General features: G+C 30.1%; 14 protein-coding genes. 6 read left to right on the forward strand and 8 right to left on the reverse strand.

Features of this window, described 5'->3' with window-relative positions; genetic code table 11:
• Positions 1-132 precede the first annotated feature (132 nt).
• The 4 genes from NH341_RS11215 to NH341_RS11230 all read left to right on the forward strand — a co-directional run bounded on the left by NH341_RS11215 (position 133) and on the right by NH341_RS11230 (position 4,515).
• Complete coding sequence (locus NH341_RS11215) at positions 133-1,680, forward strand: DUF4041 domain-containing protein (RefSeq protein WP_253056912.1); 1,548 nt, start codon at positions 133-135, stop codon at positions 1,678-1,680.
• Positions 1,681-1,713: 33 nt separating this feature from the next.
• Positions 1,714-2,316, forward strand: coding sequence for a hypothetical protein (locus NH341_RS11220; RefSeq protein ID WP_253056914.1), 603 nt, complete (start codon positions 1,714-1,716; stop codon positions 2,314-2,316).
• Between the two features lie 130 nt (positions 2,317-2,446).
• Positions 2,447-3,301, forward strand: a complete 855-nt coding sequence (locus NH341_RS11225) for an SMI1/KNR4 family protein (protein ID WP_253056918.1) — start codon at positions 2,447-2,449, stop codon at positions 3,299-3,301.
• Positions 3,302-3,711: 410 nt separating this feature from the next.
• Positions 3,712-4,515: a toxin-antitoxin system YwqK family antitoxin gene (locus NH341_RS11230; protein WP_159616998.1), complete on the forward strand. Its 804-nt coding sequence runs from the start codon at positions 3,712-3,714 to the stop codon at positions 4,513-4,515.
• A 331-nt stretch (positions 4,516-4,846) separates the two neighbouring features.
• Here the strand turns inward: NH341_RS11230 and NH341_RS11235 are convergent, their stop codons facing one another.
• The 5 genes from NH341_RS11235 to holA all read right to left on the reverse strand — a co-directional run bounded on the left by NH341_RS11235 (position 4,847) and on the right by holA (position 9,722).
• Positions 4,847-5,449 carry a hypothetical protein gene (locus NH341_RS11235; protein ID WP_253056920.1) on the reverse strand — a complete coding sequence of 201 codons (603 nt, stop codon included), beginning with the start codon at positions 5,447-5,449 and terminating at the stop codon, positions 4,847-4,849.
• A gap of 160 nt (positions 5,450-5,609) precedes the next feature.
• Positions 5,610-5,969, reverse strand: coding sequence for a hypothetical protein (locus NH341_RS11240; protein ID WP_253056922.1), 360 nt, complete (start codon positions 5,967-5,969; stop codon positions 5,610-5,612).
• 265 nt (positions 5,970-6,234) lie between these two features.
• Positions 6,235-6,738 carry a hypothetical protein gene (locus tag NH341_RS11245; RefSeq protein ID WP_047790647.1) on the reverse strand — a complete coding sequence of 168 codons (504 nt, stop codon included), beginning with the start codon at positions 6,736-6,738 and terminating at the stop codon, positions 6,235-6,237.
• Entirely contained in the window at positions 6,716-8,359 is a 1,644-nt protein-coding gene (gene tssD / locus NH341_RS11250) for a type VI secretion system tube protein TssD (protein WP_253056924.1), read from the reverse strand. Before tssD ends, NH341_RS11245 begins: the two co-directional genes overlap by 23 nt.
• A 361-nt stretch (positions 8,360-8,720) precedes the next feature.
• A complete protein-coding gene (holA, locus tag NH341_RS11255) occupies positions 8,721-9,722 on the reverse strand; it encodes a DNA polymerase III subunit delta (protein WP_253056927.1) in 1,002 nt (333 codons plus the stop codon).
• Between the two features lie 245 nt (positions 9,723-9,967).
• Between holA and NH341_RS11260 the strand changes: the two genes are divergently transcribed.
• Together NH341_RS11260 and NH341_RS11265 are read left to right on the forward strand one after the other, a co-directional pair.
• Positions 9,968-10,411 carry a type I restriction enzyme HsdR N-terminal domain-containing protein gene (locus NH341_RS11260; RefSeq protein ID WP_047789206.1) on the forward strand — a complete coding sequence of 148 codons (444 nt, stop codon included), beginning with the start codon at positions 9,968-9,970 and terminating at the stop codon, positions 10,409-10,411.
• 4 nt (positions 10,412-10,415) lie between these two features.
• Entirely contained in the window at positions 10,416-10,964 is a 549-nt protein-coding gene (locus tag NH341_RS11265) for a nucleotidyltransferase family protein (RefSeq protein WP_173360707.1), read from the forward strand.
• A gap of 92 nt (positions 10,965-11,056) precedes the next feature.
• On the opposite strand, the gene rlmF is transcribed toward NH341_RS11265, so the two are convergent.
• Genes rlmF through NH341_RS11280 form a run of 3 tightly spaced genes read right to left on the reverse strand, consistent with a single transcriptional unit; the run spans position 11,057 to position 14,174 of the window.
• Positions 11,057-11,914 carry a 23S rRNA (adenine(1618)-N(6))-methyltransferase RlmF gene (gene rlmF, locus NH341_RS11270; RefSeq protein WP_253056928.1) on the reverse strand — a complete coding sequence of 286 codons (858 nt, stop codon included), beginning with the start codon at positions 11,912-11,914 and terminating at the stop codon, positions 11,057-11,059.
• The gene (gene bshC / locus NH341_RS11275) at positions 11,914-13,509 is read right to left on the reverse strand and encodes a bacillithiol biosynthesis cysteine-adding enzyme BshC (RefSeq protein WP_253056930.1); all 1,596 of its coding nucleotides are present in this window, start codon (positions 13,507-13,509) and stop codon (positions 11,914-11,916) included. The genes rlmF and bshC overlap by 1 nt, the downstream gene beginning before the upstream one ends.
• Positions 13,509-14,174, reverse strand: coding sequence for a methyltransferase domain-containing protein (locus NH341_RS11280; RefSeq protein ID WP_253056932.1), 666 nt, complete (start codon positions 14,172-14,174; stop codon positions 13,509-13,511). Before NH341_RS11280 ends, bshC begins: the two co-directional genes overlap by 1 nt.
• Positions 14,175-14,222 lie beyond the last annotated feature (48 nt).

Below are 14,222 nucleotides of genomic sequence, written 5' to 3' on the forward strand. Positions count from 1 at the left end.
TTGATTTGGCTTTTAAAATGAATAAATTAAAAACAAACACAACGTTTTGGCTCAGTGCAAACTTGAAAGTTTATCGCTTTCTACTGCCTTACTTACCATATACTAAACGTTATTTAAAAAAACGAAATAGAAATGACATTTTTACTTATTATTTGCATTATAATTATTATTGTTTTACTCTCGAAAAACTCTAAAATAAAAAAAGAAAGAGATAAAAAGGAGAAAGAAAACTTAAACTTAAATCGAGAATTAGAAAAAGAAAAAAAAGACTTTTCAGTTTATAAAAATTCTACAGAATATTTAAAGAAATATGAGCCAATTAGAAACATTGAAGAAGAACTGAAAAGAGTTTCTATCGAAATTGAAGAAAAGATTGCAAAAACTGCGATTGAAATGGAAGAAGTTATTAAAACTTCAAAATCAGAAGCTAATGCAATAAGAAAAGAAGCTCGTGAAAAAGCTACTGAAACCAAAAATAGAGCTGAAACTATTTTAGAAAATGCCCATCAAATTGCAACGAAAATTGAAAATGAAGCTAATGCAAAAGCAGAAAATATAGCTGGAGAGGCTTGGGAAGCAAAAAATAACGCTGAACAGTATCAAAAAACTGTGAAAGCAATGAAAAACATTATAAAAGGATATGGAGACGAATACTTAATTCCCAATCATTCACTTTTAGACGATTTAGCAGAAGAATATAATCACAAAAAAGCAGGGCAGGAACTTGCGCAAGTTAGGACACTTATAAAATCTATGATTAAAAACAATGAAGTTGCAGATTGTGACTATGTTGAAACTCATAGAAAAACAACTGCAATTGAATTTGTTTTAGATGCATTTAATGGAAAAGTTGATACTATAATGTCTAAAGTTAAACACGACAACTATGGAAAGTTATTACAAGCTTTAAAAGATGCTTTCCGTCTAGTAAACCACAACGGTAAAGCTTTTAGAAATGCAAGAATTACGAATAGATATTTTGATGTCGTCTTAGAACAATTAAAACTTGCGGTTACTGTACACGAAATAAAGAAACGCGATTTGGAAGAGCAAAGAGCAATAAGAGAAGCTATTCGAGAAGAAGAAAAGGCAAGACGAGATTTTGAAAGAGCAAGAAAAGAAGCTGAAAAAGAGGAAAAAATGCTTGAAAAAGCAAGAAAGGAAATTGAAGCCAAATTATTAAAAGTTGCAGACGAAGACAGAGCAAAATTTGAGCAAGAACTAGAAAATATTAAGCAAAAACTATTAATTGCGGAGGAGAAAGGACAAAGAGCTATGTCAATGGCTCAACAAACAAAAAGAGGACACGTTTACATAATTTCCAATGTTGGTTCATTTGGAGAAAATGTTTTTAAAATTGGACTTACAAGAAGACTAGAACCTTTAGACAGAGTTAAAGAATTAGGAGATGCTTCTGTTCCTTTTACATTTGATGTTCACGCAATGATTCATTCAGAAGATGCGCCAAAATTAGAAAAAGAATTACACGAAACATTTAACTCGGAAAGAGTTAATAAAGTAAATTACAGAAAGGAATTTTTCTCAATTCCTATTAGCGAAATTAAGGCTAAAGTTGACTCATTTGAATTAGAAACACATTGGACAATGAAAGCAGAAGCTTTAGAATACAGAGAAAGTGTAGAAATGAAAAAAAGACAGTTAGAAAAAATAAATAACTAACCATATACATACACGTTAGGCATTATTGAATAAATGATAAAATATAAAGCGACAAAAAATAAAACAGATAAATTAAAGTGGTTGATTTATATTCTAATCGGATTAGGTTTATTAATTTTTATCATAAAATATTCTGACTGGCATATTATATCAAAAATATTGATTTCAATACCCTTAATAATCAATCTTTTATTTGATATTTTTTATTTCAAAAAAGTTGGATATATGGTTAATGAAATACATTTTGGTGATTCTGAAATTGAAATATTTGACCTCAAAAAAAATAAAAAGAGAATTTCTTATTCAAATTTGAAATATTCGATTAGAAAAAGAAAATTTGATAGGCACAAAACCGAGATTGAACTTAAAAGTAAGAACCTTTTAAGATTTAAAACTTTCGGCAGATTACACATCAAGAATTGGGATAATATTTTTGACATAGAAAATGAATTAGAGCAAAGAAAAGTTCCAAGAACTGAATGGAAACCTATGACCTTATGGGGAAAGTATTGGGGGATTTTTGTCGATTTATTTTTCTTAACAACTGGTGATGGAAACATTGGAATGACTGAATATCAAGAAAAATCTATAAAAGACGTAACTGAAAACCCAATAGATAAAGAAAAAAATGCCTAACAAGGTGTATAAAACATAGCTAATAAATACTTAACCAAAAGGTTTGTGTATATCAAAAAGTCCGCTACTATTCTTATATTAGGCCGTTGTAAAACATTTGAGAGAAACATTGAAACATATAATTTTAATAATGGGAATATTGTCTTTTTTTGGAGCGAATAGTCAGAATAATAAAAAGAAAACCTATAAAAATTTGACTTCGGAATTAAAAGAAATATATAGAAACGAACTAAAAAGAGATTCTGACAAAGAATTTAATTTAGAATTCATACGAACGACAAATTTAGAAAACGAAATCATAAATAAATATGGTTTTAATGGTATTAAACTTGTATTTGAATCAAAAAATAGCTCAAACTTTCACAAGCTTGGAAAATTACCAAAAGACTGCCCTTGGTCGAATTTAAACGACAAAACGAATACGGAATTCATTACTGAAAACTTTAAACCAATTTCTAAGAAAGTACCAAATTTGATTTCTTCTTTAAAAGAGAGGTGTAAATTCATTTTTGCAGAAAAAAAAGAAAATACTTGGCATTTACATTATTTACTTGATATGAAACTCTATGATGATAGGGATTACTACAGAGTATATACTGGAGGTGAATCTCTTTTAAATGCTGAACCAAATAAAAATCTAAAAACATATAATTGGAATATTCCGAATGACTTAAAAGCTTTTTATAAAATCCATAATGGATTTGGAGAAATCTACGAAGCTAATTATATAATGGCAAATGAGGATATTAAAGTTATGGCAGAAATGATGAATCCAATTTGCAAAGAACAAAATGTAAAGCCAGATGGTTATTCATTTAACGATTTACTTGAATTTTTCCCTGATGGTGCTGGTAATACACAATGCTTTTATAAAAACAATGGAAACTCAACAGTTGATTGGGATCATGAAGTTTGGGAAATATCGGGAGAAATTGATTTTTTTGAGTTTATAAACGAACGAATGTCGGAAATTGATGAAGAATAAAGAACGTTTTACAAAAATTTTTATAATTCATTACTAGACCTCACCTACATACAAAAAACCTCGCGGATTTTCTATTCGGTTTTTACTTGCTTAAAACATGTTACAAACAAATAGAGATCAGCAAACTACTGGAAATGAAGAGTAACTGAAAATTCTAAAGAGTAAGGAAACTTTTAAAAATGAAAAAACCGTAATAAATATATCTCCTGTTAGCAAAGAATCATTTCAGTCTGTATCAATAATATTATTCTTGTATTTGAATTTTAAATAGAATATCTACCTGTGTAACAAATATAAATAATTGCTTGTTTTATCTTATTTCTTAAAATCCTTTCAGTTTTTTAATTTTGTGTGCATTTGCTAAATTTAATAGCATCAAAACAAACAAAACCATTATAATCAATTAAATAATGAAACTCAAGAAAAAATATATAAGCTTTTTTTTAGTACTTTTTTTAATATCAATAAATTCTATAAGTGCTCAAAATTACATTGATTATTATGACAATGGAAGTAAAAAATCTGAAGGTTTTAAAAATAGTGAAGGGATAGCGTATGGTAACTGGACATATTATAGGAAAGACGGCTCTATAAATTCTATGATTAATTTTGATAAAAATGGAAACCCTAAAGGTACTTTTGTTCTTTATTATAAAAACGGACAAGTTCAAACTACATGTAGCTACTCTGGTAAGGGGTTTTACGAAATGGATGGAAACTACGAGAGTTACTATAAAAACGGGCAGTTACAATCTACTGGGGTTTACAAAGAAAATAAGCCCGTTGGAAATTGGATAAATTATTGGAGCAATGGCCAAATTAAATCAAAAGAAGAATATACTGAAAAAGGCATAATTCAAAAGAACACTGAATACTACAAAAATAGTCAGTTACGACTTGATGCTAAATATAATGATGTAGGTGATTTTGTTGGCAAATTAATTATATACTATAATAACGGAACTATATATCAAGAAAAGGAATTTGATGAAAGAGGAAATAAGATAGGTACACATACTAGTTTTTACCCTAATGGAAATATTATGGAAACTGGTAGCTATTTAGGTACTGATTATTTTACAAAAGCTGGAGTTTGGCGAACTTATTATAAGAATGAAAAATTGAAATCAAAAATTGAATACAACCAAGAAGGGAGCATCATAAAAAAAACACTTTATGATAAAGAAGGTAATAGAATACTAACGAAGTATTAACGTATTTTTTTGACAAAAAACATCTCCCTTTAGTCTTTAATTATAATCAAACGATAAAATTAAAGTTAGAGATTATTACTTTGAAAAAGGTGAATGGAACGTTGAACTTAACGGTGTATTAAAAAAGGTCAGTTCGGTTGGAGAAGGTAAAATCCAATATTTTAATTTTAGGCAATACTCTGGAAAACCTTTGTTTTATGAGGAAATTTTAATAATGATTTAGTTGCTGTTAATGTAGTACAAACAGATTAAATTTGTAGAAGAAATATGTATTATTAAACTAATTACGTAGTCGTCTACAAAATATGAGATTACTCCTATTTTTTTGATGTTATAAAACTTTTAATCTTCTAAAATCAACTTTTCTTTGGTTCAAAAACTTTAAGTCTATAAAGTATTCTTCAAATTCTTTTTTAAGAATGTTCCTTCCATCTTTACTCAAATACATATCTTCCATTTCCCTTTTTTTATAATATATATTAATAACGTTTTGTTCGTAAAGCTTCATTCTAACTTCAACTTCATTCATAAAAACTGATGTTTGCAGTTTTATATTTCTGTCTTTTAAAGAAATTGTTATTTGCGACCTAAACCTTTTACGAGTTTCAAACCTGTCGTGTTTGTTTTTATAATATTCAGGCGACCTTATAAATAATTCATCTAAAAAACTACTCTTTTTATCAAAGTAATCGTCTGGATTTTCTCTACATTCTTTTCCGTATATATCAATAGATATGGTTTCGTCGTAATAGAATCCTTCAATTCTAACATCTTCTGTAGATACTTTTATGTGTAAGTAATCTTTAAAGAGCGACTTGCTTGATCTGTTGTTATATCTGGTTGCATTATTATAGTTATCGGGACTCTTATGTGAAGATGTAAGGTAAATACCTTCAACTATTTTTCTTATAAATGTTACTAAGCTAAACTGCATTATTAATGGGGTTCTTTGATGTTTTAATTTTTACAACCTTTTCATGTAAATTAAGTTATTATTGATTTTAAAACTCATACATAGAAAAACGATTACTTACTTTGTTAATAAACTTTTTAAGAGTACTGTGAATTAACAAGTAGATAATTAACTTCATTAATTAGTTAATTTTAATAGGTACTTTAATTCTTTTTGTAGATAGTTTACTTTTTTTATCCTCGTTGTTAAAACTTAAGAACAAACTGTCTTTTACCAATATATTTTCAGTTAAATCTGGTAATTTGTTTTTAAAATCATTAAAAAAGTCGAGTACTATAGAATCACTTTTAAACTCTCTATTTCTATAAGAGTACAATATTTGGTCGGAATATTTCTTGTTTGTTATTAAATGTTTAGAATAAATAATGTATTTTTTCTTTGTACTAGGTGTTGTTTTTTTTCTACTGAAGTTCTTTTTCTTTTTTAATTTTCCATTTGCTTCTAACTCGTACAAAAATGTATGTGTACCACGTGAGTTCATATCTCATAAATATATTTATGAGATATGAACTCACGTGGTATTAGAAAACTTTTATTTTCAACTTCTAAATATATAGGAACACTAAAAGCCCAAATATCTTTCTGCTCTTTATCATACCAAACAATAACTTTATGTTTATTAGACACTTTACTTGTAACAGTAATTTCTTTAGTTGTTGTACATGAAACTAATAGAAGTGTGAGTATAATATTTAAATACTTTATTTTATTTAGAGAAAAAAATTGATTCAATAATTGTTTTAGTTTCACTCTATTTCGAATCCTTCTTTAATAAAAGTAGCACTTCCTCCTTCTTTAATTACATTATTTATTTTCATTTCATAAAAATCACATCCCCATTTTTTTGACAATGTGGTAAAATGAGGTCTTACTTTGTATTTAAAATCACTTAATATATAACGCTCTTTGTTTGGAAAAACCAAAACAACAGTATCTTTCAATCCAATCTCTTGGTATATAGTCACATCCCTTCTTAGTCTTATACTATCTGTAATTTTTTCCGGTACATATAGTTTTGAAATAAGTGGGTTTACTCCTCGTATTTCTAAAACAATATCAGAAATTTCATTATAAGAATATCCTAAAAAAATTAATGAAAGCTCTGTTATTTTTTGTTTTTGACTACATTCTTTCTCTATTTTAATGTAATTGTCTTTTTCTTTATTTGTTGATTCACATGTTGTAAAAAAAACGAGTAAAAAAACGAGGCATAAAACGTGAAATACTTTATTTAACTTTAATATATCCATAATAATTTTTTGCAAAATGTTCCCATGTAATTTGTGTTTTTAAGTAACGACTGTCAGAACCCCATGAGTAAACTTTAAAATCGTAGTTATTTATAATTCTCCCTTTAGAATCCCATGCTTGTATTTTACGAATTGTTTTTTCTAAAACTACCCAATGAAACTCTTGATAAGACGAAAATAAAGTATCTCCATCATCACTAATTAAATCGGAGTCTATCATTAACATTAACTTGTATCCTTTATTAATTTGTTTATTAATGTCATCTACTTTTTGTTCAGTTATCTTTATACTTATTCTTCTAGCAATTACAGAGGAATATACACCTTCTGTACTTACATCATTACAAGCTAACAGCTTTTCACTCAACTTCGTCATTATACTTGGCCAATTAATTGCAGAAGCATCTTGATTTATTTTCCCTGTATAACCAAAGCTACTTTCTTTATTTCTAGTTACAGCCATAGTTATCCAATCTACATCTGGAATATTGGGGTGGTCATTTGATAAAGGTTTAACATCATAAAGCTTATAAGAATCGCTGTTAGGTGAGACAACATATTTATTATATGTTGTCTCACCTATTCTATGTAACTCCTCTACTAAATTATAATATCCTTTAGGGTCTTTCTTTGCTAATAAATAAAATATACAAGCCATTCCACATAAAGAAGTTCCTCCTTGATCAATCCTCCAGGGTCTAACTTTCCTATCCTGTGCTTGAGTTAATACTCTTTTTCTATCAAACCACCTAAAGCGATAATGGTGAAATACTTCTAATTCAGCTTCATTTTCTTTACTTTCAATGTAAGCATAAAACGTAATTTTATTACCACAGTAATCTAAATCATTAGCCTTAAAGGTAGCTTTATCTCCTTTTGCATTTATACTCCCCTCTACAATTTCTCCTTTTGCATTGGTGTAATCATAAGACCATTTTATGGTGTTACTGTTTTTTGGTACTTTATCATTTTTATATTTAGTAACTTTTAAGATATACTCCTTTCCATGAATTAGTCCTTCTTTTTTATTTGCTCCTCCATTACTTGACCCCTCATCTAGATTTTCTATTTCAATTTTCTCTATAAAATACTTCTCTTTCTTTGGTTCTTTATTTTCCTGCGCTTTATAAGGCATATCTTCTATAGGCAGTATAAAACTTTCTTGCCAAGGTTTTATATAACGAGTAGTACTTTTTCTACGCCAGTCGGTACTATTATTAAAAAAACGATAGTCTTGCATTGCAGGTGATATGGTTAAGGTAACCTGCATACCTTTTTGATTATCAAAAGTTTCATAATAATTTACAAGCACACCATCTTGAAAGTTGTACTGAAATAGCTCTACTCCATCAAACTCGTCTTTGTAAAAAACTATTTTACCGTCTCTTAACTGATAAAGATTAAAAGGATGACGTATTTTTTTATTGCCTCTTCTATCTGATTTAATCCAATCAACAAAAGTATCATCGTACATTTCAGATTCAAAAGTTACTGAAATAGTTCCTCCTAATAAGGCTGAAGTAGGTTTACCATTCCAATCAGTAAGTCTGTTATAATTTAAGTTAGTAGTAAGCAATTCTCGTTCCTCACCACATATAAAAAGCTTTGCTTTTATGTTCATAGACGTATTTTTAGGGTGGTACAATTTTTTGAGTTAAAGATATAAAACATCTTCAAAATCACACATTTAATATATTGATTTTTAAGTTTTTTACTGTAAAACACTGTCTTTTAACAAGAACCAATTTTATTTGTACGCAGCTTGTACCTTTGCTCACTATTTTATGTACTTAAAAAGTCACTAAGTAGTACGTGTTTTTTTGCTCTTTTATTCGAGCAGTTACGTTTACTTATGAAAAGTGAGAGTGTGTGTAAGTTTAAATTGCCTCTTCATTAGAATTTTGTTTGTAAAAAATAGTTTTACGATATTTTTACTTGTAGTTTTTTTCTTCTTAAAGAAATAAGAGATGCCCACAGTAGTGTTAATGCAAAATCTTAAACAGTAATTCTTTTAAAATATCAGCATGAGTTTGGTTGGCTCCTACTCCTTTGCTTTTTACATCGGCATCACGTAGTAAAGCGATAATCTGCGATACTTTTCGCATCGGGTAGTTACGAGCAGCGTTTACATAGTCATCCACAAAATAAGGATTTACCCCTAAGTTTTTAGCAACCGAAGCTTTCGATTTGTCTTTTAATCCGTGGTACATTAATAACTGTGTAAAAAAGCTATTTAGTAAAGAAATGGTCATTACCAACGGATTGTTTTTTGGGTTCTGTGCAAAATAATTGATGATTCTGTTTGCTTTCACCACATCTCGCTGCCCTACTGCTTTACGCAACTCAAAATTGTTAAAGTCCTTAGAAATCCCAATATTTTCTTCAATATGCTTATCGGTAATAATGGTTTCCGCAGGCAATACTGAGGTTAGTTTATCTAATTCGTTGCTAATCTTGCTTAGGTCTGTTCCTAAAAACTCCACCAACATTTGCGAAGCTTTTGGTTCAATATTAAACTTTTTTCCGCCCAACACCTGACGAATCCAATCGGCTACTTGATTTTCATACAGTTTTTTACTCTCGTAAATGAGTCCGTTTTTAGCAATAGCTTTGTACGCTTTTTTACGTTTATCAAGCTTTTTGTATTTGTAGTTAAACACCAACACGGTAGTCGGTTGTGGGTTGGCAGCATACGACTCTATTTTATCTATCGAACGGCTTAAATCCTGCGCTTCTTTAACAATAATCACCTGCTTTTCTGCCATCATCGGAAATCGCTTTGCCGACGACACAATTTCCTCTATCGACACATCACGACCGTACATAACTACTTGATTGAATCCTTTTTCAGATTCATCTAACACATTATCTTCAATGTAATCTGAAATTTTATCGATGTAATACGGTTCTTCTCCCATTAAAAAATAAATGGGTTTGATGTTACCTCCTTTGATATCGGATATGATAGATTTAATTTCGTTCATGTGTCTTTCTTCTGCCTTCTTTTGATGTTGTTGTTTAAAATGTTGTAGCTAAGTATTCATTCCTTAATAACACTCTTGGTCATTTCGATGGAGCGATTTTATGAGCGACGAGAAATCTTAACAATAAGAGTTACTCCTGCGTTTAAGATCTCTCACATTCCGCGTTGCTTCAGTTCGAGATGACAATAATGTTTTGTCACAGCAAACAACTAAGAAATAACTTATAATTTTCTTACTTTTGGTCTATGCAAAAGCTCAACCTTCCTAGCTATACATTCAAGCTCAAAAGTAACGAAAATAAGACGCTTATTTTTGATAATTTGAGAAAAAAATACATGGTCTTAACTCCCGAGGAATGGGTGCGTCAGCATTTTGTGCAATGGTTGATTCAAGAGAGAAACTATCCTGTTTCATTGATTGCTATTGAAAAACAATTGGTTATCAACAACCTTAAAAAACGTACCGATATTGTGGTTTTTGCTTCAGACGGTCATCCGAATATTATTGTGGAATGTAAAGCGCCACATATAAAAATTACCCAAGATACATTTGATCAAATTGCACGTTATAACTTAAAACTCGATGCTGATTACCTCATCGTAACCAACGGACTGCAACATTTTTTTTGTATGCTTGATAAAGAGAACGAAACTTATGTGTTTTTAAGGGATATTCCTGAATACAAATAAATCTATGAAAACAGATTTTACCCCTCAATTCATAAGCATTATTGAAAATGACGCTTGGATGCTACGTATTCTTGAAATCGTTCGTAACCTACATCTTCCTGATTGTTGGATTGGTGCCGGTTTTGTTAGAAACAAAATTTGGGACTATAAACACAATAATAAAAGAACTTCTTTAAACGATGTTGATGTTATTTACTTTGATAAAAGCGACATTACTAAGACTCGTGAATTAGCTCTTGAAGAACAGCTCAAAGCTATTAACTCTTCTGTTAACTGGTCGGTAAAAAATCAAGCTAGAATGCATGTTCGAAACGGTCATTCACCTTATAAAAATTGTTACGAAGCCATTTCTTACTGGCCTGAAACAGCTACTTCGATTGCTATTCAGTTAAACTCTGATAATCAAATTGAATATATTGCTCCGTATGGTTTAAATGATGTATTCAACCTTGTTGTACGACCTACTCCTAATTTTGATTTGATAACGTATCGTAATAGGGTTACAAACAAAGGATGGAAAGATACTTGGGATAAGTTGATTATTGAAAAGTAAGAAGAACTCTCCTCGTGAGACTCAACTTCGTTAATTCCTCCTTTTTTCATCACTTCTAATAACGGTTTCCTATTTTATTAAACAATTACTCACTATATAAACCTCCAACACACAATACGTGTTACCTTGTTTCCTTGATGCATAGGAATTACTTTGAATTCTTTAACTCCTAATTTTTTACCTGAGTTTTGTAAACTTTCTACGTTTTCTTTTTTAGACACTAAACTTGTAAACCATTTACTTACTTTTGGAAATTTAGAACTCTCATATAAATAGGTATGTAAAAAAGCTTTCTCTCCACCTATATACCATAATTCATTAGAGTTTCCTGCAAAGTTACGTACCGCATTGTTCCCTAAGTTTCTCGATTTTCTTCGGTTAGCTCCTCTCGCCTCTTCAGCCGATTTATAAAATGGTGGATTACAAATCGTTACCGTAAATGCATCACCCTCTTCTATAATTCCTTCTAAGATATGTTCTTCTTTAAACTGTTGTCTTAACTCAACCTTATCCGTAAAACCATTATCATCTATAATATCTTGAGCATAATCTAGTGAATCTAAATCGATATCAGTAGCTACAAAATTCCAATCGTATACTACAGTTCCCAACAAAGGATAAATACAACTTGCCCCTGTACCAATATCTAACACCGTTACGTTTTCTTCACCTGCAACTAAATCAGCTAAATGATGAATATAATCTACTCTTCCAGGTATTGGTGGACATAAATTCTCATCAGAGAAATTCCAATGTTTAATGTTATAATGAGCTGCTAATAATGCCTTATTAAACTCTTTTACTGCTTTTGGATCAGAAAAATCAATAGTGTCTTTCTCAAATTTCTCAATGATAAATTCAGAAAGTTTCGGATACTTTTCTACTAATAGCGTGAAGTCGTACCCTTGGTTGTGTATATTTTTAGGATGTAATCCTTTTTTTGTGCTCATTAAAGTGTAATAAGGGTAAACTCTAGTTGTAACGGGTGTAAATTTTCTTTTAGAATTGTAATAAAATCTGCTCCATACTCTAAATAGAACTCTGAAAAATTACGTTGTCGCTCTTCTAAACTTTGATTAGGTAATAATTCATTTTGCAAAGCTACGATTCTTTCAACCATTTCTTTTTGACGTCGTTTTTCTGCTCGCAACCATCTTTTTTCAAGGTTTTCTAACCCTTTAACCTGCTTTCTTTCTTGTGCATTTACAGCTCCTACAAAAGAAACATCGGTCTTTTTAGCTAGCTTACGTAAATCATCAAATTGTTGTTGTAAAAACTGTTTTTGCTTGGTAAAATCTACCTTAGTATCGCCGTTAGCCAAAACTTTTCTTGCTAGTAAGTCGTCTTGTTTTAAAAATAATTCTTCTTCTGAAACGTTTAGTTTTTCTAACTTACCTAGTTGTTTTTCTGAAAGTATTTGAACTGAGTTTCTTAATAACAAAATAGGAAACGGAACATTTACTTTATCAAAATATGCCTTTAGCTCTAACCAGTAAGCTAACTCTCCACCTCCACCAATATAGCATAAGTTGGGTAAAATTACCTCTTGATATAGTGGGCGCATAATTACGTTTGGCGAAAAACATTCTGGCTGACTATGTAAATGATCTAAGATTTCATCCTTTGTCCAAGAAATATCTGTATTATTTACTTTGTAAATTCCGTTTTCAAAAACAATACGTTCACGAATCCTATCAGTAATATAAAATAAGTTTATCTCACGTGGATTTACTTGTATTTTATATGATTGTTCTAGTTCTGTAATTGTTTTCGATACTTCATTATAAGAAGTTTCGTGTAACAAATCGTACTCTACATAAGGTATTAACGCTCTTTTTAATTCTCTTTCGTCAGCATCTAAAATTACCAAACCATATTTTCCAAAAAGTTTATCGGCTACATATCTGGTTGCACCTGCTAATGTTTTGTGCTGTAAATATCCTTTTTCAAAAAGTTCTTTTATTTGAATAGCATTTTTTGAACCTCCTAAATGTTCAGCAAATACTTCAAAAACATCTTGTAACCCCTCGGTTGTAAAACGTCCTACAGGTCCTTTTTGGTCAGAATTCCACTGTACTTTTTTCCCTTTAAAGTTAAAGAAGTTAATTTCTTCAAAATCGTGGTCTTCTGTTGCCATCCAATATACAGGCACAAAATTCTCATTAGGAAATTGCATTGACAAATGCTCGCACATGTTTATGGTTGATATAATTTTATACAGAAAATATAACGGTCCCGTAAACAAATTCAGCTGATGCCCTGTTGTTATGGTAAACGTATTCTCTTTTAGTAAACTTTCTATATTTTTTTGTGTTTCAAAAGATAAATCAATGTCTTTGTATTGTTTTCTTAATACTTCAACTAACCTTTTCCTTTGAGTATTTGAAATAGGGTTTTCTTTCTTTTCTTCTAGTTGCTTTTCAAAGTTTCGTAAACTCGGATAACGGTTATAAAAAGGTTGAATCTTTTCATCAGCCTTTAAATAGTCCTCCATTGTTTTAGAAAAGAATCCTGTGTTTTTATAAGGGATATTGGTTATGTTCATTACTTATTGGCTCTTTGAAATAATGTGTAAACATACGGACGTTCTCCTCCGTACGGATTTACAAATGTGTGATTAAAACTATTGACTAAAACAAAATCGTTTCCTAATTTTTCTTGTAGCATTTCCGTATTGTAACGTTGTAATTGCAGTCCACAACATTTTTCTGCTCCGTCTAAAGCAAAAACAGCAATAATTACGAATCCATTTACTTTTACAAGCTTCTTTAACAGGTTAAAATAGGCGTTTTGTTCTTCTTCTTTTAAAAAAAAATGTAGTACTGCTCTATCGTTCCAAACATCAACTTCTTCAAGATCTTGTAGTTGGGTTGAAGCCACTAAATTATCAGCTATAAAGTTAACTTTTGATGCACTTTCTCCTAATCGATTTTTTACATCGGTTAGTGCTTTTTCAGATAAATCATTTGCTATTAAGCCTGAATATCCATCGGCCACTAATTCATCAATTAACATAGACGAACCAACACCAACGTTTAAGATTTTAGCGTCTTTTGGTACGTTAGATTCCTTTAATAATTCAATAGTTTCTTTCGAACTTTCTTCGAACCACCCTAGTTTTTCAGTTGGATTTTTTACATAGGCTGCATTCCAGTGTTCTTTATAGTTAATTTCTCCCGGAATGTTACACTCACTCTCTTTTGTAGTCATAGTTCAAAAATAGGAAAATTTAATCCTTTGTCGAAAACTTACCACACT

The sequence above is a fragment of the Tenacibaculum sp. XPcli2-G genome, from assembly GCF_024124505.1.
Taxonomy (GTDB): Bacteria; Bacteroidota; Bacteroidia; order Flavobacteriales; family Flavobacteriaceae; genus Polaribacter; species Polaribacter mesophilus.

Coding starts and splice junctions, on each gene's coding strand:
- NH341_RS11230 (WP_159616998.1), top strand. CDS start 3,712: ATGAAACTCAAGAAAAAATATATAAGCTTTTTTTTAGTACTTTTTTTA.
- holA (WP_253056927.1), bottom strand. CDS start 9,722: ATGAACGAAATTAAATCTATCATATCCGATATCAAAGGAGGTAACATC.
- NH341_RS11280 (WP_253056932.1), bottom strand. CDS start 14,174: ATGACTACAAAAGAGAGTGAGTGTAACATTCCGGGAGAAATTAACTAT.
- NH341_RS11260 (WP_047789206.1), top strand. CDS start 9,968: ATGCAAAAGCTCAACCTTCCTAGCTATACATTCAAGCTCAAAAGTAAC.
- NH341_RS11240 (WP_253056922.1), bottom strand. CDS start 5,969: ATGAACTCACGTGGTACACATACATTTTTGTACGAGTTAGAAGCAAAT.
- bshC (WP_253056930.1), bottom strand. CDS start 13,509: ATGAACATAACCAATATCCCTTATAAAAACACAGGATTCTTTTCTAAA.
- NH341_RS11235 (WP_253056920.1), bottom strand. CDS start 5,449: ATGCAGTTTAGCTTAGTAACATTTATAAGAAAAATAGTTGAAGGTATT.
- NH341_RS11265 (WP_173360707.1), top strand. CDS start 10,416: ATGAAAACAGATTTTACCCCTCAATTCATAAGCATTATTGAAAATGAC.
- rlmF (WP_253056928.1), bottom strand. CDS start 11,914: ATGAGCACAAAAAAAGGATTACATCCTAAAAATATACACAACCAAGGG.
- NH341_RS11225 (WP_253056918.1), top strand. CDS start 2,447: ATGGGAATATTGTCTTTTTTTGGAGCGAATAGTCAGAATAATAAAAAG.
- tssD (WP_253056924.1), bottom strand. CDS start 8,359: ATGAACATAAAAGCAAAGCTTTTTATATGTGGTGAGGAACGAGAATTG.
- NH341_RS11215 (WP_253056912.1), top strand. CDS start 133: ATGACATTTTTACTTATTATTTGCATTATAATTATTATTGTTTTACTC.
- NH341_RS11245 (WP_047790647.1), bottom strand. CDS start 6,738: ATGGATATATTAAAGTTAAATAAAGTATTTCACGTTTTATGCCTCGTT.
- NH341_RS11220 (WP_253056914.1), top strand. CDS start 1,714: ATGATAAAATATAAAGCGACAAAAAATAAAACAGATAAATTAAAGTGG.